At 44.3% G+C, this 21,037-nt stretch carries 19 protein-coding genes; 13 read left to right on the top strand and 6 right to left on the bottom strand.

From position 1 onward, the window contains the following. The first annotated feature begins 161 nt into the window (after positions 1-161). The 4 genes from V5G21_RS04930 (at position 162) to V5G21_RS04915 (ending at position 2,673) form a co-directional block, all read left to right on the top strand. Complete coding sequence (locus tag V5G21_RS04930; RefSeq protein WP_338465281.1) at positions 162-1,076, top strand: DMT family transporter; 915 nt, start codon at positions 162-164, stop codon at positions 1,074-1,076. 207 nt (positions 1,077-1,283) lie between these two features. After that, the gene (locus V5G21_RS04925) at positions 1,284-1,871 is read left to right on the top strand and encodes a TetR/AcrR family transcriptional regulator (protein WP_338465280.1); all 588 of its coding nucleotides are present in this window, start codon (positions 1,284-1,286) and stop codon (positions 1,869-1,871) included. A gap of 40 nt (positions 1,872-1,911) precedes the next feature. Continuing rightward, positions 1,912-2,295 carry a DUF5367 domain-containing protein gene (locus tag V5G21_RS04920; protein ID WP_338465279.1) on the top strand — a complete coding sequence of 128 codons (384 nt, stop codon included), beginning with the start codon at positions 1,912-1,914 and terminating at the stop codon, positions 2,293-2,295. 201 nt (positions 2,296-2,496) lie between these two features. Continuing rightward, positions 2,497-2,673 carry a hypothetical protein gene (locus V5G21_RS04915; protein ID WP_338465278.1) on the top strand — a complete coding sequence of 59 codons (177 nt, stop codon included), beginning with the start codon at positions 2,497-2,499 and terminating at the stop codon, positions 2,671-2,673. 78 nt (positions 2,674-2,751) lie between these two features. On the opposite strand, the gene V5G21_RS04910 is transcribed toward V5G21_RS04915, so the two are convergent. Next, positions 2,752-3,747: a LacI family DNA-binding transcriptional regulator gene (locus V5G21_RS04910; RefSeq protein WP_338465277.1), complete on the bottom strand. Its 996-nt coding sequence runs from the start codon at positions 3,745-3,747 to the stop codon at positions 2,752-2,754. A gap of 241 nt (positions 3,748-3,988) precedes the next feature. Between V5G21_RS04910 and purB the strand changes: the two genes are divergently transcribed. Then, positions 3,989-5,347 carry an adenylosuccinate lyase gene (gene purB / locus V5G21_RS04905; protein WP_095236657.1) on the top strand — a complete coding sequence of 453 codons (1,359 nt, stop codon included), beginning with the start codon at positions 3,989-3,991 and terminating at the stop codon, positions 5,345-5,347. A 55-nt stretch (positions 5,348-5,402) separates the two neighbouring features. Next, positions 5,403-7,058 carry an SLC13 family permease gene (locus V5G21_RS04900; protein ID WP_338465276.1) on the top strand — a complete coding sequence of 552 codons (1,656 nt, stop codon included), beginning with the start codon at positions 5,403-5,405 and terminating at the stop codon, positions 7,056-7,058. Positions 7,059-7,208: 150 nt separating this feature from the next. Here V5G21_RS04900 and V5G21_RS04895 read toward each other — a convergent pair whose 3' ends face one another. From V5G21_RS04895 to V5G21_RS04885, 3 genes are all read right to left on the bottom strand, one after another. After that, positions 7,209-7,712 (bottom strand): hypothetical protein, encoded by a 504-nt coding sequence (locus tag V5G21_RS04895; protein WP_338465275.1) that lies wholly within the window; start codon positions 7,710-7,712, stop codon positions 7,209-7,211. Positions 7,713-7,935: 223 nt separating this feature from the next. After that, positions 7,936-9,090: an MFS transporter gene (locus V5G21_RS04890; protein ID WP_338465274.1), complete on the bottom strand. Its 1,155-nt coding sequence runs from the start codon at positions 9,088-9,090 to the stop codon at positions 7,936-7,938. A 59-nt stretch (positions 9,091-9,149) separates the two neighbouring features. Further along, positions 9,150-9,677 (bottom strand): TetR/AcrR family transcriptional regulator, encoded by a 528-nt coding sequence (locus V5G21_RS04885; RefSeq protein ID WP_338465272.1) that lies wholly within the window; start codon positions 9,675-9,677, stop codon positions 9,150-9,152. A 190-nt stretch (positions 9,678-9,867) separates the two neighbouring features. On the opposite strand from V5G21_RS04885, the gene V5G21_RS04880 reads away from it, so the two are divergent. The 4 genes from V5G21_RS04880 (at position 9,868) to V5G21_RS04865 (ending at position 14,455) form a co-directional block, all read left to right on the top strand. Then, complete coding sequence (locus V5G21_RS04880; RefSeq protein ID WP_338465271.1) at positions 9,868-11,436, top strand: acyl--CoA ligase; 1,569 nt, start codon at positions 9,868-9,870, stop codon at positions 11,434-11,436. A gap of 131 nt (positions 11,437-11,567) precedes the next feature. Continuing rightward, positions 11,568-12,038, top strand: coding sequence for a hypothetical protein (locus V5G21_RS04875; protein ID WP_142299202.1), 471 nt, complete (start codon positions 11,568-11,570; stop codon positions 12,036-12,038). Between the two features lie 171 nt (positions 12,039-12,209). Further along, positions 12,210-13,172 carry a mannose-6-phosphate isomerase, class I gene (manA, locus tag V5G21_RS04870; RefSeq protein WP_035202942.1) on the top strand — a complete coding sequence of 321 codons (963 nt, stop codon included), beginning with the start codon at positions 12,210-12,212 and terminating at the stop codon, positions 13,170-13,172. A gap of 167 nt (positions 13,173-13,339) precedes the next feature. Beyond that, on the top strand, positions 13,340-14,455 hold the full coding sequence (locus V5G21_RS04865; RefSeq protein ID WP_035202939.1) for a hypothetical protein: 1,116 nt from the start codon (positions 13,340-13,342) through the stop codon (positions 14,453-14,455). A gap of 112 nt (positions 14,456-14,567) precedes the next feature. On the opposite strand, the gene V5G21_RS04860 is transcribed toward V5G21_RS04865, so the two are convergent. Together V5G21_RS04860 and V5G21_RS04855 are read right to left on the bottom strand one after the other, a co-directional pair. After that, entirely contained in the window at positions 14,568-15,395 is an 828-nt protein-coding gene (locus V5G21_RS04860; protein WP_035202935.1) for an undecaprenyl-diphosphate phosphatase, read from the bottom strand. Between the two features lie 125 nt (positions 15,396-15,520). Then, positions 15,521-16,798, bottom strand: a complete 1,278-nt coding sequence (locus V5G21_RS04855; protein WP_338465269.1) for an MFS transporter — start codon at positions 16,796-16,798, stop codon at positions 15,521-15,523. 223 nt (positions 16,799-17,021) lie between these two features. On the opposite strand from V5G21_RS04855, the gene V5G21_RS04850 reads away from it, so the two are divergent. The 3 genes from V5G21_RS04850 to V5G21_RS04840 all read left to right on the top strand — a co-directional run bounded on the left by V5G21_RS04850 (position 17,022) and on the right by V5G21_RS04840 (position 20,952). After that, positions 17,022-18,137 (top strand): CdaR family transcriptional regulator, encoded by a 1,116-nt coding sequence (locus tag V5G21_RS04850; protein WP_338465268.1) that lies wholly within the window; start codon positions 17,022-17,024, stop codon positions 18,135-18,137. 74 nt (positions 18,138-18,211) lie between these two features. Continuing rightward, a complete protein-coding gene (gene glcD / locus V5G21_RS04845) occupies positions 18,212-19,624 on the top strand; it encodes a glycolate oxidase subunit GlcD (RefSeq protein WP_095236665.1) in 1,413 nt (470 codons plus the stop codon). Beyond that, a complete protein-coding gene (locus V5G21_RS04840; RefSeq protein ID WP_244153317.1) occupies positions 19,621-20,952 on the top strand; it encodes a (Fe-S)-binding protein in 1,332 nt (443 codons plus the stop codon). Before glcD ends, V5G21_RS04840 begins: the two co-directional genes overlap by 4 nt. The last annotated feature ends 85 nt before the right edge of the window (positions 20,953-21,037 follow it).

Here is a 21,037-nt window from a genome sequence, read left to right as displayed (position 1 = left end):
TCCAAGGATGCTCCTATACTATGAACGGAACAGAATAACTTACCTAAAACCTATTTGGGAAGTTGTGGACTTTTCTAGAGAGCAATTTCTATTTTCGCCACACAAAGGCCGTACGGTCATTGTGTGGTTTTTTGCGTTCAATAAAGGAGGAAACTGGCGCGATGAAATTATGGCACTATGCATTGATTGTTTTTTTAGGAGGCTGCAGTTACGGGGTATTGTCTACTTTTGTTAAATTGGCGTATGCAGCAGGTTTTACCGTGTCAGCAGTAACCGGAGGGCAATATCTCTCCGGGGTTGTGCTTATTTGGCTTGCAGTGTTCTTTACGAAAAAGAAAAAACCGACACGTCTACAATTTTTAAAGCTTATCGTATCTGGTATTCCATTCGGGTTAACAGGAATATTTTATTACCAAGCCTTGCAAACTTTAAACGCTTCTCTAGCGATCGTGTTTTTGTTCCAATTTGTTTGGATCGGGGCCTTGTTAGAGTGGGGATTCCATAAGAAAAAGCCGACCAAGAGGAAACTTATTTCCATCGCGTTGCTTCTGGTTGGCTCCATGTTGGCAGCCAATATTCTATTTCAGGAGCACTTGGCGTTATCATGGCAAGGAAGCTTTTGGGGAATGCTTGCAGCATCATCCTTTTCCACATTCATTTTTTTGAGTGGTTCGGTTGAAAAGGACACGCCTCCCGTTTTAAAAAGCGCTCTTCTTTGCACAGGAGGCGTATTGACCGTATTTATTGTATTTCCACCAACGTTTTTATTTGACTTAGATGTATTAATGGGGATCCTTCCTTATGGATTCGCACTGGGCATATTCGGCGTTGTCCTTCCGCCGCTTCTCTTTTCGATTGGAATGCCGCATGTCGGTCCGGGATTAGGAACCATTCTAACGTCATCTGAATTGCCGGTTGTGATTATCATGTCTTCTTTAGTGCTGGGAGAAGCGATAAGCTGGGCTCAGTGGGTTGGAGTGCTCATTATTCTCGGTGGGATCGTTTACAGCAACGCTCGATTTGATAGTTGGAAAAAATTGTCTTTAAATAAGGCTGACAGCCAGAACGTGAGCTAAAAGTGTGTGATAAAAGAGCCTGCTAAACCCAGAGGTTAGTAGGCTTTTCTATGGCTTTCCGGTTGTTGTGTTTAATCCTATCGAATCAATGTCAGTCAAGGCATCAACCGATTCATTTTTTAATTGTAGCTATCGTTGACACGGTAGCTGCCTACATATATCATTTAGTTAGTCATATAACTAACTAAATAGTGGTGGTGAACGAAAATGGCTGAACCTAATGTGGTTACGAAGCAAGATTTAATTGAATCGGCTAAAACGTGCATTATCGAGAATGGGGTCAATCAGTTAACGCTTAAGGCTGTTGCAGAGGGAGCGGGAGTGACGCAAGGAACGGTTTACTACCATTTTAAAACGAAAGAGCAGCTTATGATTGAAGTGGTAGAGGATATGTGCAAAACCTCTTGGGGGAGGTTGGAACAGATGAAAGAGGATTCGGGCCAACAAGGGATAGAGTGGATGAAAGCAGGTCTTGAAGCTGCTTATGAAAGGAATTCAAGCGATGCTTCTTATCACTCGTTATTTTTCTCATTGGTTGCGGCTGGATTGCACAATCATAACATTCGTGAGCGAATTGGCGGATTACTGGCCTATGAGAATGATGTTCTCCAAAAACAAATTCAAGCATTAGCAGGAGACGAATGTTGCGGCATGCCGCCAGACGTCTGCAGTGTGTTCGTGAATGCGCTCATAGATGGTTTGGCGGTACAGTCTTTAATGAGATCAGATTTCGATGGCAAAAAAGTGTTCGACTATCTGGAAAGGTTGCTGGCTAAACAATTGGGAAGCCGTTAGTCTTTTCACATTCATTCGCTGCCAAAGGATGTGATATAGTTTGTTTTTTCTTGTATGGGGTTTTTTAGTATGGTTAGGAGCGACAGCGGTTTTTCGTTTTTTCGGACAGTTTTTCTTCTCTCTGGAACAGCCGCTGTTGTTGGTTGCTGCGTATGTAGTTGTGATTCCGTTGATTTTGAGTCTGACTTATCCTGTTTATCGCTATAAAAAATTGGAGCGGAGGGAACGCCAAAAAGCCGCTGTTTTCATTGCTTTGCCGGGGATGGCGTTCGATGTCGTCGTGTTGTTGTTTTTTGCTAATATCTTCGTAAACTTAGATCCGGAAATGGATCGCATGTTTGCCTCATGGCTGTTATGGGCCTACTCAGCGATACTCCTTACAGGGTTAGTGCCAAGGAAAAGGAATGTTACTAAAGGTTATTAAAGGGACGAGACAGGGAAGCGTCTTGTCCAATCGGACTAATTTTATAAAAACCGATTTGACTTATAAAAAAGTGCTTCCGAACGATGCGATAAACCGAGCAACGTTTTGGGATGACACGAGTTAGTATGAAGCTGCATTAAGCAGTTCTGTTTCATACGCCCCTGCTTGGCGAAGACCTATGAAGGCGACTATCTGGAATCGATGTCGATCTGGAAATCTGGTCGTATCAAGGGGGAGTTGCTGGCAGAACTATCAACCAAGACACCCGATCAAGCAGAAGCAGATGCGCTTGAAGCTGCCTGGCTCCATGGTTTAACAGAATCCGGTTGGTTAAGCGCTGAGCAAACGTCAAAAACAAGTTTTGTGATGGATCGCTAAATAAGACCCGTAGATGTAAATATCCATTACACAAATTTCTTTAAATAAAAACAGCTACAAGAGAGAGTAGCTGTTTTTTTAACGCTTCCATTTTTTCGTGCTGTCTCGCCTGATCAACTCAGTCCCTTCAACGACCGTGCCTTTTTTGTGATTTTCATCAATAAGGGAGACTAGCTGCTTAACTGCGGTTTCCCCCATCTCGTAAAGGGGGAGTTTGACAGTCGTTAAAGCAGGTGTCATCATCGCTGCAATTTCGGCATCGTGCAAAGTGACAATGGACAAGTCATCTGGGACGCGAATGTTATGTTCGTTGCAAGCTTTTAATGCCCCAATTGCGACAAGGAGGTTTGAAGCAAATAAAGCTGTTGGCTGAACCGGAGCTTTGAAAAGCTCGTTCATGGCGTTATAGCCGCCAACCAGGCTGTACGGAGCCTCCACCATTAACGCAGGATGAAACGGGATATCCTTTTCATTTAAAGCCGCTCGGTACCCTTGAAAACGGTTAAGCCCCGTTCCCGTATAAAGAGGGCCACTAATATGGGCAATCTGTGTGTGGCCAAGCTCCAATAAGTGAGCCACAGCCTTCTTGGCGCCACCACTATCGTCGGCGACAACATATGAGTCAATGCCTTTTGAAAGACGGTTAACGAGGACGAGTGGAAGCTCATCCATCAAAGCGAGCACATCGGAATCGTCAATGTCAGAGCTGGCAATGAGGATGCCGTCAATTTGTTGTTTGATGCTCCTCGGCAAGTAATCGTCTTGCAGCTCTTTTTGCTTTAAGCTGTACACAAAAAGAGTGTACTCCAATTGGGCGGCCATATTTTCGGCACCATGGATAATTTCCGCATAAACTGTGTTGAAGAAGTCGGGAACTACCATACCAATCGCGCGGTTGGAGCCTTTTTTTAAATTTTGGGCGGCTTTATTTGGTTGGTAGTTTAGTTCTTTTAGTAGCGCTAGAATTCTGTTTCGTGTGTCATCTCGAATACTGACCGGCTTTCCATTGACAACCTTAGAAATTACAGAAGGGTGGACACCCGCTTTTTCAGCGATTTCTTTTAACGTCACCATTTTGCTGCACCTCAATTATTATTCTTGTTCCAGTATACCAATGCCTGTAGCTAATGGGAAACGCTTTAGTCGTGAGTTGTTATTTGTAGATCAAGTATCGCATCCACTATTCAGAAAAAGAAACGCTTGACATTGAAAGCGTTTTTATAATAGGATCTTTTTAAGGAAAACGTTTGACTATGTTTATCCTTTTAATAAGCGATTATAAAAATAAAACGTTTGACTAGAAAGGATGATTGAAATGCCTTCCAATCCGATCGATTCTCATTTATTAAAGGACCAATTTGGTACAGAAGCGATGCGGGCCATTTTTTCGGATGAAAAGTTGTTGCAAAACTGGCTTGATGCTGAAGTCGCTTTAGCACGAGCAGAAGCGAACCTTAAGCTTATTCCGCAAGAAGCAGCTGATGAAATCAGTCAAAAAGCGGTTGTCGCCAATATGGATTTTGAAACAATTCGTAAAGGAATAAAAGAAACCTCACACCCGCTCATTACCGTTATTCGCGAGCTAGAAAAAGTATGTGAAGGGGATGCTGGTGGTTATGTGCACTGGGGGGCAACTACCCAAGACATCATCGACACCGGGTTGGCCTTGCAGGTCAAAGAAGCCCATCAATTACTGTTAGACCAAGCAAACGCATTGTTAAACGTTTGTCTAAAGTTGAGTGAAGAACATAAGAGCACAATGATGCCAGGACGTACACACGGCCAACATGCGCTTCCGATTACGTTTGGCTATAAAGTTTCTATTTGGGCAGATGAAATAGGGCGGCATATTGAGAGGATGGAACAAGCAGGCGAGCGTTATTTGGTTGGTCAGTTTGGCGGAGCAGCCGGTACATTGGCTTCTTTAGGGGATAAGGGATTGGACGTCCAAAAGGAGTACAATCGTCTTTTGGGGCTAAAGCAGCCTACCGTTACTTGGCACGCGGCAAGAGATCATTATGCCGAGTTTAGTATGATTGTCGCCATGCTGTCTGCGACCACGGCAAAAATAGCGAACGAAATCATTAATTTGCAACGGACGGAAATTGGCGAGCTAGAAGAAGGATTTGAAATGGGTAAAGTTGGAAGCAGCACCATGCCCCACAAACGAAACCCGATGATATGCGAATACATTGTTAGTTTATCCCACGTGGTACGTAGAAAGGCATCACTTGGTCTCGACTGTATGATTCAAGAACATGAACGGGATATGGCATTTTGGCAGACAGAATGGTCGTATTTGCCGGAAGTATGCATTCTTACAAGTGGCGGGTTGGAACAACTGCAAGGCGTGTTAGAGAATTTAATTGTCCATAAAAGCCGTATGGAAAAGAACGTCTATATAACAAAAGGGTTGATTGTTTCTGAAAATGTCATGCTTGGCCTTGGAAAGTATGTAGGAAGACAGAAAGCACATGATATTATTTACGAGGCTTCAATGAGAGCATATGAAGAAGATAGGCCGCTTGAAGCGATTTTGCTGGAAAACGAAGAGCTATTAGCCTATATGGATGAAAAAACAATTCAAACTTATACCAATCCAGCTACTTACCTTGGGTTATGTGAAACATTTGTGGAACGGGTACTGCAAAAGTGGCGTACCGTTTCTTGTTAATTGATGGACCATAAAAGCAGGCGGCAAAGCCGTCTGCGCAAGGAGGAATGCAAGAATGGCGTCTATATATGTCCGTAGAGTATGGGCTTGGCTTTGGGCCAAACATGATCAAGTAAAGGATCTATTTAATAGCCTTTTGAAACCGTTGTCATTTGTGTTAAAGCTTTCTGAAGGAAAAACAACCAATCCTTCTCCTGTGGCTTCCGCGCAGCCTCCTGAGCCTCGAAAGCGTGCTTATTCGACTAGGCAACGAATTGGCTTACTATTAGGACCAGCTTTATTTGCGGCGATACAGCTTTTCTTTCGTCCGGAAAACTTGGAGATGGCCGCCATTTCAACACTGGCGATAACGAGCTGGGTCGCGACCTGGTGGGTTACAGAAGCAGTTCCTATTCCATTGGCTTCCCTATTGCCAATTGTATTGTATCCGCTGACTGGTGCGTTGGAGACGGAAACGGCCTATGCTCCTTATGCAAATAATATTATTTTCCTCATAATGGGCGGGTTTGTGCTTGCGCTTGCAATGGAAAAATGGGGATTGCATAAGCGAGTTGCGCTTTACATTGTTGGGATATGCGGCACGAGCACCAACCAGATTATTTTAGGGTTTATGGCCGCGACAGGCTTTCTTGCCATGTGGATTTCCAACACTGCCGCAACGATGTTAATGGTTCCAATGGCGCTTGCCTTAATCCAACATGTGCAATCAAAAATGGCAAAGGATAAGTCAATAGATATAGACTCTAAAGATAATGTATTTGGCAAAGTTTTGTTGCTGGCTATCGCCTACGCTGCTTCTGTAGGAGGTATCAGTACAATGGTAGCCACGCCCAGCAACGCTATCTTTGTGGCGATTGCAGATCAGCTATACGGGGCACAGATCTCGTATGGTCAATGGATGTTGTTTGGTGTGCCGACAGCCATATTATTTTCGGCGATTATTTGGTTGTTTCTAACCCGGGTCGCTTTTAAGTTGCCATTTAAAGAACTTCCTGGGGGACAAGAGCTGTTGACAAGTGAACGAAAAGCATTGGGCCGTATGTCGCCCGAAGAGAAGATTGTCCTTGTAGTTTTTATTTTGACTGCTTTTCTGTGGGTTACGCGCTCATTTATTTGGGTGCAATTTATTCCTACGTTGACTGATGCCATCATTGCCATTGCTGCAGCGCTTGCGCTTTGTTTACTGCCAGCGCCAAGCAAGCCGGGTGAAAGGATGTTTGACTGGGAGACGGGCAAAAACTTGCCTTGGGGTATCTTTTTATTATACGGGTGTGGATTATCGCTCGCTGCAGGTTTCACCCAAACTGGGTTATCAGACTATTTAGGCAGTCAATTAACTGGTTTAAACGTATTGCCAACATTTGTCGTTCTAGTTGTTGTCGTTGCGATTACTGTCTTTATGACAGAGCTTATGTCGAACGGTGCTTCTGCCACCATGTTGTATCCAATTATGGGTTCCCTTGCTTTTGCTCTTGACGCTGACCCATTTGTCTTCATGATGGCAGCTTGTCTAGCAACTTCAGCTGCATTTATGTTGCCTGTTAGCACACCGCCAAATGCGGTTGTATTCGGTACTGGCTACATCCGAATGGGGGATATGGTTCGTACAGGCTTTTTCTTAAACGTCTTTATCATTGCGTTTGTGCCGTTACTGGTTTATTTTATTTTGCCGATTTTATGGGGATTGAATGTTCATTCCTTTCCTTTCTAATTGCTGAAAGAAAGGGTGGGCCATATGGTAAAAAAAGAAAGCAGTGCACTATGAATGAACTGCTTTCTTTACCCTACTGTCAGCTTTTTTCAGCCCGTATAAATAAGTGATGATTTCGGAGGCAAAGATAAAGAAGGGCCCAATTTTTGATCAATTGCTATCCCATTCGAATACAACTGCGGGAATATGTTTTATAAATGTTTCCAGTTTGATATGAAAATACGCTTTAATCTCTCGCTTTAAGTCTTTCTCCAATGTGATGAATGCTTGAATCAAGTAATTTAAGTCAAATACAGGATAAAGCGCTTGTTCTGCCCAAATCGATTTCAGTCTAGCGTTATCGCCAAAAGGAATGATAGAGAGAATCGCCCCGTCTTCGTATTCATCAAACTCCAACGTATAGTAATGAAACTCCTGCGCTCTTTTAGACTGATCGATTGCCTTCTTCCAATTATACAAGTATGTATAAAACTCGAGAATCGGGAACTCTGCTTGATCAAAGTAAAGGTCGTCATTGATAAAAATTTTAAATCGGGCACTGACATCTAAAATCGCAGAAACGTCTTTTCTCTGTTTATCAGAAATCGCGTTTCTGTCACTAGTGAACTGATATTCAATTTTTATTTGAGTGGATTGGCTGTCCATAGCATTCATAAATTTCCACCACTCCTTTATATAGATAAAATGATGATGCGAAAAGGAAGAAGACGAATAAGAATTATTATAATCGGATATTGAATGACTTGCATCACTTTCTCATGCATGAAACCGTTCTTACTGAAACAACTAGAATAATCTCAACAACAAAAGGCACGATCCTCAACCCATAGCAGCCAGCTGTCCTAAGCAGGCTGCTATGGCTATTCAATAGCTTTTTTCACACACTACCGTTTAAACGCCTTGGCTTCCCCTTTGCCATCCGTTTTTCAACCGGTATAAACAAAGCAATGATGCCAATCGCGGCGAAAAGGATAAAGGCAAACGGATAGGAAGTTAGTTCGATTGTTTTACCTGCGAAAAAAGAGCCGATCGATTGTCCGATGCCTAAAGCAAGAAACGATAAACTAACCCCAAGTGAGGGAAAGCTTTGGAAAATACGGGTTGCCAACACAATAAACAACCCAGTTAAAAAAATATAGGAGCTGCCAAACATACTGGCAGAAGCATAAATAGCAATCCGGCTCGGCAAGAGAAGGATGATGAGGGGGGCGAGCATAATCAGTAAGGCTAATCGGTGAGACCAAGTTAAACCGATTTTTTGAATAACCCCTCCAGCAAGTCCCCCTAAAATGCCGGCAATTCCCATGACCATCCAAAAGACAATATTTTCGTTTGCGGTTGTAAACGGGACCGATGTTAGGTAGCTTTTTGAAAAGGTCCAGTAAATCGAGGAACTTGAGCCAATGATGAAAGATGAAACTAGCAAATACTTGGCACTAGCAAGTACAGAACCCCAATTTGAAATTTGCGTTGCTTGGTTCATTTTGTTTTGGTCAGAGGAAATCGAACGGGCTGCCCATATTAAGACAATGATCCCAATAATCGTGAAGATAAGATACGACAATCGCCAATGTTCGGAAAACAATAATACAACAGGCCCAGTTATGATGAGGCCAATACTTGTGCCGCTATTGATCCAAGTGTTGGCTTGATCTAACTGGTTGGAAGGCAGTTTGGCGTATGCAACTTGACTTAATACAGGCGAAGCGAGACCGCTTCCTAACCCAGCGATAAATACGGCGATGGCCAAATAAGGGAAGCTTGGCGAAAACGCAATGCCAAGCATGCCGACGATAGCGCTTGTGCCAGCAGCCAACATAATGTTGTATTGCCCGAAATAACGGATTAAACGATAAGATGCAAATAATGCAAGTGTGTAGGAAGCAAACGCAAGTGCGCCAATAAATCCGCCATTTGCTGCGCTTAGATCGAGAGAAGCAGCAATGTCTGGCAAGAATAACCCGAAGCTGAAACGAGCCAGTGCGTACGTCACTGCAATCATCGCGAGACTTGGCAAAACAATGGACCACATGTTCTCAACTCCTTTTAGATAGAACGATCATTACATTTATGGGCAAGTAAGCAATCCGCTTACTTTTCAAACAAACGCTCGGCAGAATAATGAAGTTCTTGGGCAACATCCTCCATATCTAGTACCTCTGCAAGTGCGGTTGCTCCTTCAAACAATAAGACAAGGCGTATTGCTTCTTGCTTTGTAAGTCCTTGCTCGACCATAAATGCCATTAACTGTTTTTTATGTTTGTCGGCATAATCAATAATGTCGCTTTGATCAGGATGCAATGAATATTCTTCCTTTGCCCGAAGAAACATACAGCCATTTGCATCATTGGCCCGCAGCCAATCCATATGGGCAGTGGCCAAGGCAACGGCAATGGAAGAGCTATTTTTCATGTGTCTTTTTAAAGAAGCCATATACCTTTCTTCCCGCCTTTTCAACACTTCGACAATTAAATGCTCTTTTGATTGAAAGTGATTGTAGACAGTCATTAAAGCTACGTCAGCCTCTTCAATGATTTGTTTCATTCCTACAGCATGAAATCCATGTTTATCAAATAAACGCTCTGCTGTTTCTAAAATCGCTTTCTTCTTTTCGCTCATTTTCATACCTCATTTATATAGAACGATCATTATATTTTTACCATATCATAAGCAATGATTCAAATGATTTTGGGACACTTTTTGTTGGAATGAAAAAAATGAGCAACAAGGCCTGATCTTTCCTGTTTAACTACCCAAAATAAGAAATATTCTGTATGATATAGCTAAATGAAAGGGGGAGTTCATACAGATGGAACAGGTGTTGCAAGCACCGCAAAGCTATAATGTAGCGGCTACAATTGAACGGGAAGCGATCAGAACACAAAAAGCGATTATTTGGCAAAACGAGTCCGGTGACAAACTAGAATGGACGTACGACGAGTTAATCCAAAAGATGAACCAGCTCGCAAATGCCTTAAGCCGAAGCGGCCTGAAAAAAGGCGACCCAGTGTTGTTGCTTTTTCCACGCGTGCCAGAGGCGTATGCGGCTTACCTTGCTTGTTTGAAAGGCGGCTTTGTCATCATTCCGTGTTCAGGGATGTTGCGAGCAAAGGATCTGGCTTACCGGCTTAGCCATTCGCAGGCGAAAGGCGTCCTTGCTTACAAAGGATTTACAGCTGAAATCGACCAAATTTCTGATGGCAGCACCGACGGCCTAATTGCAAAATGGGTGTTTGGCGAAGCGCCGAGCGGCTGGGAAAATGCGGATAATCGAATGAAAAATGAAAGCGCTTCCTTTGAGCGAGAAATGGATAAAGAGGAAATCGCGTTTTTGCCCTATACGTCTGGCACGACTGGAAATCCAAAAGCCGTTGTCCATACCCAAGCTTGGGCCTTTGCCCATTTGCAAACCGCTGCAACCGAATGGCTCGGTGTGGAAACAGGAGACCTTGTTTGGGCGACTGCGGCCCCAGGCTGGCAAAAGTGGGTGTGGAGTCCCTTTTTATCTGTAGTCGGCAAGCAGGCGACTGCCTTTGTTTACGATGGCCCTTTTCAGGCAAAAACGTATTTACAATTAATCGATGAATATGGCATTGGTGTGTTTTGCGCGACGCCGACTGAATACCGAATGTTGGCGAAAGAAGAGGCGCTTTCCTCTTTTAAACTTAGCAGCATCAAACATGCTGTTTCAGCAGGAGAACCCCTTAATCGAGCAGTGATTGCCACATTTCAAGAACAATTTGATATTACGGTGCGCGATGGATACGGGCAAACGGAGAACACGTTGTTAATTGGCACGATGATTGGCATGGAAGCGCGACCTGGTTCAATGGGCAAGCCAACGTCTGGAAACGGTGTTGTTATATTGAATGAAGCTGGAGAGGAGGCAGGCATTGGCGAGGTTGGCGATATTGCCGTCCATAAAGATGCGCCTGCATTGTTCCGGGAATATTACAGAGATCCCGAAAGGACAAAAGCAGCTTATCGCGGTTCGTATTATTTAACAGGCGACCGTGCTTATCGGGACGAAGAAGGCTATTTTTGGTTTGAAGGACGAAGTGACGATATTATTATTTCATCAGGGTACACGATTGGGCCATTCGAAGTCGAGGATGCATTAACGAAACATCCAGCTGTCAAAGAATGTGCCGTTGTCGCTAGCCCAGATGAAATTCGCGGCCATATTGTCAAAGCGTTTGTCGTGCTCAATCGGCCAACGGACGATCAAAACAAGCTAACAAAAGAACTGCAAGAATTTGTCAAACGTGAAACGGCCCCATACAAATACCCACGGGCAATTGAATATGTAGCCGGACTACCAAAAACGATTTCTGGAAAGATAAGAAGGATCGAGCTCCGGCAGTTAAGCGAATCTTGAATGGTTTAGGTGTGTTGATTAATGGGAACAGGCTTCCGGCTAACATTGTTGGCTGGAAGTTTGTTCGTTGTAAGCTAAATGAAAAACATTTATACAAATCCAAAGGAGTACTAAAGCAAGGAGTGGGAACGGTGAAACCAATAACAATCGCTGTGTTTGCTTTTTTACTGCTTGCTGGCTGTGAGCAGAGATTTGATAGCTTTGCCGAAACAAGAGCGTATCTCAACGAGTTAGATGAGTTTCAAGAAGCGCAACTGCTTAAAAGTGAACAAATATCAGATAAGCAGGAGATGAGCGCTTATCGAAGAGGTTCAGGGATTTTGTTTGTTTCAATTAAAAAAGAAGAGGATGAGTATGTTTGGGAGAGCAGTGACAGCGATTGGGATTTTGCTGGTGATGGCGACTTCTCTTATGAGCTGCTTGCTATCGATGGCGTTCATGTGCTGTTTGGAAAAGTGCTAAGCGAACACGAGATTAAGTCAATTTCGTTAGATGGGCAGCCGCTTCAATATGATCCAGATTCCAATTTCTTTTTTGCCTTTCGTGAAGAACCGTTTGTGATTGAAGAAGAAAATGTGGACATAACCGTTGCAATGGAATAAATCTCTTCCACCGTTCAAAGCCAACAACCATTTCTTCATGGGTGCTGGCTTTTTGTGTGGCTATCGTTTCAATTAAAAATAGCGCTAATCGACAAGGACTTATCTTCGCTACAAAGATGTTTTATACTAGAGGGGCGATACATAACATCAAGGCGGAAAAGGGGAAAATGTATGGAACATGCCAAAACGGAACCGATTTTTTTAGAGCCTGTTTTGCAAGAACGGATTTGGGGCGGACAGAAGCTAGCGGCGTACGGCTATCATCTGCCCTATGAGCGGACTGGGGAATGTTGGGGAATTTCCGCCCACCCTCATGGACAAAGCAAAGTGGCAAGAGGGCTGCTAAAAGGCAAGACGTTGGCAGAGCTATGGGATCAGCAAGGCGACTTGTTTGGCGGCAAAACGAGCGAAACGTTTCCGTTGCTCGTGAAACTATTAGATGCAAGAGAAGATTTATCTGTACAAGTCCATCCAAATGACGAACAAGCGAAGCGATTGGAGGATCATGAAGCATACGGAAAGACTGAGTGCTGGTATGTAGTCGAAGCGGAACAAGGGGCGGAATTGATTTTAGGCCATACGGCAAAATCAAAAGCGGAGTTTGCAGAAATGGTTGAAGCGGGAAGATGGGACGAGCTCCTTCGCCGCATTCCTATTCAAACAGGCGACTTTTTCCACGTGCCGAGTGGAACGATCCATGCCCTTGGCGCTGGAAGTGTGATTTTGGAAACGCAGCAAAGTTCAGATACGACTTACCGCGTTTATGACTTTGACCGGAAAGGGGCAGATGGGAAACAGCGGGAGCTGCATTTAGACAAGGCACAGGAAGTCGCGATGATTCCACACGCGCCATACCAAGCAAACACTGAAACGGTTGAAAAAAGCAATAGCCACACACTCACTCGTCTCGTCGCAACGGAATTTTTTACAGTGTATAAAGCAGTTGTGCAGGAAAAATGGGAGGCGGCGTTTCAAGCCCCTTATGTACTCGTAAGCGTCATCAGTGGCGAGGGAGAGCTAGTCGTTAACGGAAAAAACTACACGCTTGGCAAAGGCGACCATTTCATTTTGCCTGTACAAGCGACATCATTTGAAATCAACGGTCACATTGAGGCGATTTTAAGCCACACGTAAAAAAACGAGGACTTTTCATGAGTTTGTTAACAGTGTATAAAGCCCGCTAGATCTCGACTGGCCATTGCTTGGCCGGTTTTTTTGTTGGGAAAATCGCAGAAAAGGTTTCTTTTATTTTCCTTTTTTGTAACAATGGATAATAATGTCTTTGGAAGGATGATGCCCCTATGTCAACTGACATTGCTCCTGAAATGCTTGGTGCAAAAATTGTTGAATGGTATCGCTGTATTGTTGCTCGTGATATGGAACAAGTCATTACCCTCAAAAACGAAGTGGAACGCTTTGTCGAAACAACTGAAATACATGATGAAAAAGTGTTATCATTTTACTCTTTGGTCATGTTCCGATACCAGCTTCTAATGGAAGATTTTCAAAAAAGAAAGGTAGCATTTCCTGACTTGGAAATTATCCGCGATAAAGACTTTTATAATGATAAACTGTTAAAATTCCTCTACTATTTTGTCCATGGACAAGCAGAGTTTTACCAAGGCCGTTACAAATCAGCCATTCGTCTCTATCATATTGCCGAAGGTCTTGTTAATCACATACAAGATAAAGCCGAAAAAGCCGAGTTTTTCTATCGTTTAGGAGAAAGTTACTATCGTATTGATCAATATACTTTTGCGGTCGCCTATATTGAGCAAGCGATTGATTTGTTTGAACAGCAACAGTTTAATAAGGAAAAATTTTTAAACTGCAAATTGTTGTTAGCCGCAATCAATACCGAGCTTTCTTTATTTGACAAGGCTGAATTTGTTTACCAATCAGTGCTTTCTGAAGCAAAAGCTTTTCCTACTACACATGCTCTTGTTCTCCGTAGCTTAGGGATGAATCGTACACGCCAACACAAGCTTGAAGAAGCGAGGCAGTACTTTATTCAAGCACTTAATACGGGCGATCATCGGGAAAGCGTTGCCGGAATGAAGTCAAGCTGGGATCTAGCAAATATCCTTTTTAGATTACAACGAGATTATAAATATGCTCTATCTTTATTACAAGAAGCAAAAGCGAAAGCAGAGTCCTTAAATAATGAAGAGTATATAGTACGGTGTTCAATTACCGAAACCTTATTTGTAAAGGGTGGCGTAGATGAGACACTACTTCAACTAATGAAAACATTGGAGGAACATGAACTTTATTTTGAGTATGATGAGATGATAGAAGAAATTATATTATACTATCAGGAAAGAGATGATCTGCATAAAGCCATCTCTTTTACTATACTTAAAAAGTTACAAACACTAAAACGATCCTATCTTCAAACCTTTTCAGATGAACTGTAAAACCGCCTTTTAACCAGACAAGCGTCGGAAAGGTCGTTATCTCGTATAGTGAATCGATTTTCGGCAAAGCAAAGCAAGCGAATGCCTAAACGCATTCGCTTGCTTACGACTTCTACCAAAATAAAAACAACAGCAGCAATCCAAGGGCAATCCGGTACAGCGCGAACGGGACAAGCTTGATTTTGTTAATTAGCTTTAAAAAGAACCGGACTACCACAAGGGAAACGAGAAAGGCACTAATAAAGCCGGTGGCGTAAAAGGGCAGCAAGCTTATCTCAAGGGCGTCCCAATTCTTGATCAGTGACAGCGCACTAGCGCCAACCATAATTGGGATCGCCATAATAAAGGTGAAGTTTGCTGCTGCTCGGTGCGTTAAGCCAAGCATGACACCGCCTGATATCGTTGAGCCAGAACGGGAAAAGCCTGGCCAAAGGGCAAGGCATTGGAATAGCCCAATTGCCAGTGCTTGTTTGTAAGAAATGTCGTCTACTTGCTGTTTCTTCTTATTGTTCCGTTTGTTTATAAAATCGGCGGCAATCATGAGAAAAGCACCAGCAATTAAAGCAAATGCGACCGTGCGAACATGGAAAATCGACTCCATTTTATCCTCAAATAATAAACCGAGCACTGCAGCTGGCAACAAGCCGACGGCAACTTTTCCTAACGTCAAACCCCGTCCTTCGCTCTGTGTTGCTGCTTGTTTTTTAAAGCCTGCTAATTGCAAGAGGCGGTCCTTGAACAAAAGCGCCACTGCTAAGATCGATCCTAGCTGGATCACAATTTTAAACACGTAGGCATTTTGTGACCCGACCAACTCGCTTGATTTGAGCCATAAATCATCCACTATGATCATATGCCCTGTTGATGACACTGGCGCATATTCCGTCAATCCTTCGACTAGGCCAAGGATAGCGGCAACAACCCATTCCCAAACATCCATCGCAAGTCTCCATTCTATCGATTCTGTTCAAGCTAAATCATACACGTTTTATAAGAAGAAGGCGTGTTTATTCTTGTCGATTTCTGATGGGAGATTGTCAAATTGCTTCATCTTTTTAAACGTAGTTAACTAGCGTATGAATGGCGCTGTTCGTCTTTCGGTTCAGGCACTTTTGCTAGCAAAGCAAAGCCGATTAAAAACAATGCGATCAGGCTAAAGACACCTGCATTGGTATTGCCTGTCAATTGCGTCGTGAGTCCGAGCAAGAGGGGGCCCATCACGGCGGCGAATTTGCCAAACACGTTATAAAAGCCAAAAAACTCATTTGCTTTCTGTTTAGGAACGAGCTTCGCAAAATACGATCGGCTTAATGCTTGGATGCCCCCTTGTGAAGTGGCAACTAGCATCGCCAAAATCCAAAAATCAAGTGTGGTCCGTAAGAAAAACGCATACACGCAAACAACAATATAGACGCAAATGCCGGCATAAAGCATTTTTTTGCCTGTAAAGCGCTGTGACAGCCTGCCGTAAAGAATTGAACAAGGGGCAGCGACGATTTGCGTGACAAATAAGACAATTAACAAATCGGTTGCGCTAATTCCGAGATCACTGCCATAAGCAGTAGACATGCGAATAATCGTGCCTACCCCGTCAATGTAAAAGAAATAGGCCAATAAAAATAAAAACAACGGTTTGTATTGGCGCACTTCTTTGAATGTTTGCCCAAGCTGTTTAAAACTATTGGCAATCGGTCTCGCTTCCCGTTTTTTGTAGTAACGTTGCGTCACATGCTTAAGCATCGGAATCGTGAAAGCAGCCCACCACAAGGCCGTAATCAAAAATGCAATTTTGCTTGCGGCATAAAAAGAGAGTGGGATGATTTCCAACTGTGCCAATACAATCAAAGCAATGCTAATGAGAAAGGGGATGCAGCTGCCGATATAGCCGAGCCCGTAGCCCCGTGCAGAGATATCATGCATCCGTTTTTCTTCGGTTATATCGACTAAAAAAGCATCGTAGAATACATTGGCGCCAGCAAAGCCAACTGCCGTCACTGTATAGAGGATCAGGAGAATGATCCAATGATCGCCAGGCACAAACGCTAGCAAAGCGGTAGAACCAGCGCCGAGTGAAAAAAAGAAAACAAAAAAGCGTTTTTTCAAGCCTTCGTAGTCAGCAATCGTCCCTAAAATCGGGCTTAGCATCGCCAAAATGAATGTGGCAATCGCAATCGTGTAGCCGAGATACGCCGTTGACGTAGCGTCACTCAATCCTGAGTCTGTTGCAACCGCTTTAAAAAAGAGTGGAAACACTGCTGTCGTAACAATAATCGAATAGGCCGAGTTCGCCCAGTCGTAAAGCATCCAGCTTTTTTCTTGTTTACTAAACCGTCTTGTTTTCATTGGTTATCCTCCTGGCATAGTCGTTTATCGTTTAGCTGTGGCGGCAAAGAAAAATATGTTTTTGCGTACATGCTATAAGTATATACAGTGATTGTAAAGACATGTTGGCTTCTATTTAAAAAGTTTGACCAAGCAGATGGGCTGTAGGGTTTAACAAATAGGCCAAACATCGTTGGGCATGATAAACTGTAAGGATAACTATGACAAAAGGGGGCGGCGATTTTTGCTGACTGATGTGCTTGCACAAAAAATTATAGCTGAAGCGTCGCAATTGATAAAAGAAGATCTCATCATTGTTAATAGAGACGGCTACATTATTGCCAGCACCGACCCGAACCGAGTCGGCACTTTTCATGAAGGCGCCAGCCTATGCATGGCCGAACGGCGTAAACGTCTTATTACAGCCAATGACGCAACCCATTTAAAAGGAGTCAAACCAGGGCTTAATTTGCCGATTGTCGTGTTTCAGCAAGTAGCAGGGGTGATTGGCATAACGGGAGAACCTGAGCAAATGGAGCCGTACGGCGAATTGTTAAGGCGGATGACAGAATTGCTCATTCAGGAAGCCCATATGATGGAACAAATGCAATGGCAAACTCGTGCTCTGCAAGGGTTTGTACAAGAGTGGCTTGAAGCAGGGGCGCTGACCGAACCTTTAAAACGGCAAGCGGCGGCCCATTCCCTTGATGTGCAAACCGAAAAACAAATTGTCCTGATTGAGACAGGATTGGAGGAATCGATCCACTGGCGCGGTTTGGCGCAGTGGCGTGAACAGAGAAAAGGGATGATTGCCATCCCGTGGGAAAGAAAGAAGGTTCTGCTTGTATGCTCGCCGCAGACAGAAACTGCGCTTAAAGCGACTGTCCATACATTGGCGGAAACGCTGGCCATTGGCGGGAGCTGGTGGGGAGGAGCCGGAAGGGCGTTGCCGCCTGATGAGATTAAGAAGAGTTACGCGGAAGCGCAAGCGGCCTTAGCGGCAGCAAGAAAAACAAACCGTTTCGTATTTGAACATGAGTTGAAGTTGGAACTTTGTGTAGAGGCAATTCCTGCTGACACAAAAGCACGCTTTGTTGAACGGGTTTTAAAAAAAGTCGGCGATGAACAAGAGCTTTTAGGGACATTGGCTGCTTTTTTAGAGAACGACCAATCGTTGAAACGGACAGCAGAAGCCCTTCATGTTCATATCAACACACTCCATTACCGTTTTCACAAGCTTAAACAGCATACAGGTTTAGATGTACGAAAGAGTGAGGATTTTGTTCTTTTTTATTTGGCCCATTTGTTTTTGGAGGATTCTACAAAGAAAGCGGATTCGAACGGCGATAATTTTGCATGAGCTCCTATAGAAAAGCGATTTCCGATTTTGTAAGCTTAAGAGATTAAGAACAAAAGAGGAAGAGGGATGAGAGCATGCTGTCTCAAGCAATAACAGAAGAATTGGAGAACATTGTCGGCAACGGCAATGTGCAAACGTCTCAGGCGAGCCGCCTTGTCTATTCCTATGATGCCACCCCAAATTTTCAAGCCCTTCCTGACGCCGTGGTCGCGCCGCGCTCGACCGAGGAAGTTGCTGAGGTGGTCAAAGTGTGCAACCGGGAAAAGATCCCGATTGTGCCAAGAGGGTCAGGCACGAATTTATGCGCAGGGACAGTGCCGACAGAAGGCGGCATTGTTCTGCTGTTCAAACATATGAACAAAATCCTTGAAATTGATGAGGACAATTTGACAGTAACCGTACAACCAGGTGTTATCACATTGGATATGATTGAGGCGGTTGAAAAAAAGCAGCTTTTCTACCCGCCTGACCCAAGTTCGATGAAAATTTCTACAATTGGCGGCAACATTAATGAAAACTCCGGTGGTTTGCGTGGGTTAAAATACGGGGTGACCCGCGATTATGTGTTGGCGCTTGAAGCGGTGTTGCCCAATGGTGATATTATCCGGACCGGCGGGAAATTGGCGAAGGACGTTGCCGGCTACGACTTAACGCGCTTGCTTGTTGGAGCGGAAGGAACGCTTGGCGTTATTACGGAAGCGACATTAAAACTTGTGCCGATGCCGGAGACGAAACAGACGATGCTTGCTTTGTTTTCTGATATGGAAGCAGCAGCACGGTCCGTTTCTTCCATTATTGCCAACCGCATTATTCCCGTTACGCTTGAGTTTCTGGACCAGCCAACATTAAAAGCGGTGGAAGATTTTGCGAAAATCGGGCTCCCGACTGATGCTGAGGCCGTATTGCTCATTGAGCAAGATGGAGCAAAAGAAGTGGTGGAACGGGACATTCAGCGTATAGCTGAGATTTGTTTGAATGAAGGAGCGCTTTCGGCTGAAGTCGCATCATCAAAAGAAGAAGCGCTCGAACTGACGGCAGCCCGCCGTGCAGCATTGTCTGCGCTGGCAAGGCTACGGCCGACAACGATTTTAGAGGATGCAACAGTGCCACGCTCAGAAGTAGCGAATATGGTCCGGGCCATTAACGAGATTGCGAAAGAATACAACGTAACGATTTGTACGTTTGGGCATGCTGGAGATGGCAACTTGCACCCGACGTGCTTAACGGATGTCCGTGATGAAGAGGAGATGCACCGAGTCGAGGAAGCATTTGCTGCTATTTTTGCAAAGGCGATCGAACTTGGCGGCACGATTACGGGCGAGCATGGCGTCGGCATGATGAAAGCCCCTTATTTGGAATGGAAGCTAGGAGAGGAAGGGATTGCGTTAATGCGCGCGATCAAACAAGCGATTGATCCAAACCATATTATGAACCCGGCAAAACTGTTTGCGAAGGAAACAAGAAAACGGGTGGTGGTGAGCCAATGAGCCAAGTGGAGATGACGGCACGGGAGCAGGCGATTCAAGCTGATTTTGCAAAACGGATGGATGAAACCGAACTCCTTAACTGCATGCAATGTGGGTTTTGTTTGCCACACTGCCCAACGTATTTGGAGACTGGTTATCAAGAAGCACACTCGCCTCGGGGCCGCATTGCCCTGATGAAAGCGGTCCATGACGGTTTGATCGCCCCAGATGAGGAAGTCAAACGTTCCTTAGACTTATGCTTGGGCTGTCGCGCGTGCGAACCTGTTTGTCCTGCAGGCGTGAACTATGGCCATATGCTTGAAGAAGCCCGTGACATTTTTGAAGACCATTCCACCCATTCTGCTGGTGTCAAAACGGTGCGCAAAACCGTGTTTGAAGGGTTGTTTCCCCACCAAAACCGAATGGAAAAAGCGATGAGCCTTGTTGGCTTTTACCAGCGTAGCGGACTGCAACACATTACCCGGAAAATAGGGTTTATGAAGTTGTTTCCAGAGAGCATGCAGGCAATGGAAAGGGCGATGCCAAACGTCCTTCCTCAAAAAGAGCGGAAGGCACACAAACGTGTATATGAAGCAGAGCAAGCGCCTGTTGCTACAGTTGCTTTTTTCAAAGGCTGTTTAATGGATACGATGTTTTATGAAACCAACAAAAACACGATTATGCTATTGCAAAAGGCTGGTTGCCGTATTGTCGTCCCAGATAGCCAAGGATGCTGCGGCGCCCTCCATGGCCATAGCGGCGAGAAGGCAAAGGCGCAAGAAATGGCGCGCAAAAACATTGATGCCTTTGAGGATAGCGGCGCCGATTTTATTATTTCAAATGCTGGCGGTTGTGGCGCTTTTCTCCAAGACTATAGTCATTTGCTTAGCAAAGACCGTGATTACGCTGAGCGTGCCGCTGATTTTACAGCCAAGATGAAAGACATCTCGCAAATTTTAGTAGAAGTCGGCTTTCATGAGCGCGTGCCGCTGAAATTGGCTTCCAAGCGGATCACATACCAAGACTCGTGCCATTTACGCAATGTCATGAAAACAGCCTCTGCTCCCCGGCAGTTGCTCCAGGCAATTGAAGGGGTCGAAGTGATCGAAATGGAAAAAGCCGATAGTTGTTGCGGGTCAGCAGGTATTTACAACATCATTGAGTCAGAAATGTCGATGCAAATTCTTGACCGGAAAATGGAATATACAAAAGCGACGGACGCAACGACAGTTGTCACAGCGAACCCTGGCTGCCTTTTGCAAATGAAGCTTGGCATTGAACGCGAAGGCTTACAACAAAAAATGGAGGCTGTCCATATCGTCGACTTACTTGCAGAAGCGGTTCAATAAAAAAGCCTTGCTAGGTTGTCCTAGCAAGGTTTTTTTGCGTTTACGGCGATAATGAGGGGAATGAAACCGTTGACGGTGAAAGCGC

Origin of the sequence: Shouchella rhizosphaerae (genome assembly GCF_036700015.1) — a bacterium.
GTDB lineage: Bacteria > Bacillota > Bacilli > Bacillales > Bacillaceae_D > Shouchella > Shouchella rhizosphaerae.
This window is presented reverse-complemented; position numbering and strand designations above follow the sequence as displayed.

Coding starts and splice junctions, on each gene's coding strand:
- V5G21_RS04930 (WP_338465281.1), top strand. CDS start 162: ATGAAATTATGGCACTATGCATTGATTGTTTTTTTAGGAGGCTGCAGT.
- V5G21_RS04925 (WP_338465280.1), top strand. CDS start 1,284: ATGGCTGAACCTAATGTGGTTACGAAGCAAGATTTAATTGAATCGGCT.
- V5G21_RS04915 (WP_338465278.1), top strand. CDS start 2,497: ATGTCGATCTGGAAATCTGGTCGTATCAAGGGGGAGTTGCTGGCAGAA.
- V5G21_RS04910 (WP_338465277.1), bottom strand. CDS start 3,747: ATGGTGACGTTAAAAGAAATCGCTGAAAAAGCGGGTGTCCACCCTTCT.
- purB (WP_095236657.1), top strand. CDS start 3,989: ATGCCTTCCAATCCGATCGATTCTCATTTATTAAAGGACCAATTTGGT.
- V5G21_RS04900 (WP_338465276.1), top strand. CDS start 5,403: ATGGCGTCTATATATGTCCGTAGAGTATGGGCTTGGCTTTGGGCCAAA.
- V5G21_RS04895 (WP_338465275.1), bottom strand. CDS start 7,712: ATGAATGCTATGGACAGCCAATCCACTCAAATAAAAATTGAATATCAG.
- V5G21_RS04890 (WP_338465274.1), bottom strand. CDS start 9,090: ATGTGGTCCATTGTTTTGCCAAGTCTCGCGATGATTGCAGTGACGTAC.
- V5G21_RS04885 (WP_338465272.1), bottom strand. CDS start 9,677: ATGAGCGAAAAGAAGAAAGCGATTTTAGAAACAGCAGAGCGTTTATTT.
- V5G21_RS04880 (WP_338465271.1), top strand. CDS start 9,868: ATGGAACAGGTGTTGCAAGCACCGCAAAGCTATAATGTAGCGGCTACA.
- manA (WP_035202942.1), top strand. CDS start 12,210: ATGGAACATGCCAAAACGGAACCGATTTTTTTAGAGCCTGTTTTGCAA.
- V5G21_RS04865 (WP_035202939.1), top strand. CDS start 13,340: ATGTCAACTGACATTGCTCCTGAAATGCTTGGTGCAAAAATTGTTGAA.
- V5G21_RS04860 (WP_035202935.1), bottom strand. CDS start 15,395: ATGGATGTTTGGGAATGGGTTGTTGCCGCTATCCTTGGCCTAGTCGAA.
- V5G21_RS04855 (WP_338465269.1), bottom strand. CDS start 16,798: ATGAAAACAAGACGGTTTAGTAAACAAGAAAAAAGCTGGATGCTTTAC.
- glcD (WP_095236665.1), top strand. CDS start 18,212: ATGCTGTCTCAAGCAATAACAGAAGAATTGGAGAACATTGTCGGCAAC.
- V5G21_RS04840 (WP_244153317.1), top strand. CDS start 19,621: ATGAGCCAAGTGGAGATGACGGCACGGGAGCAGGCGATTCAAGCTGAT.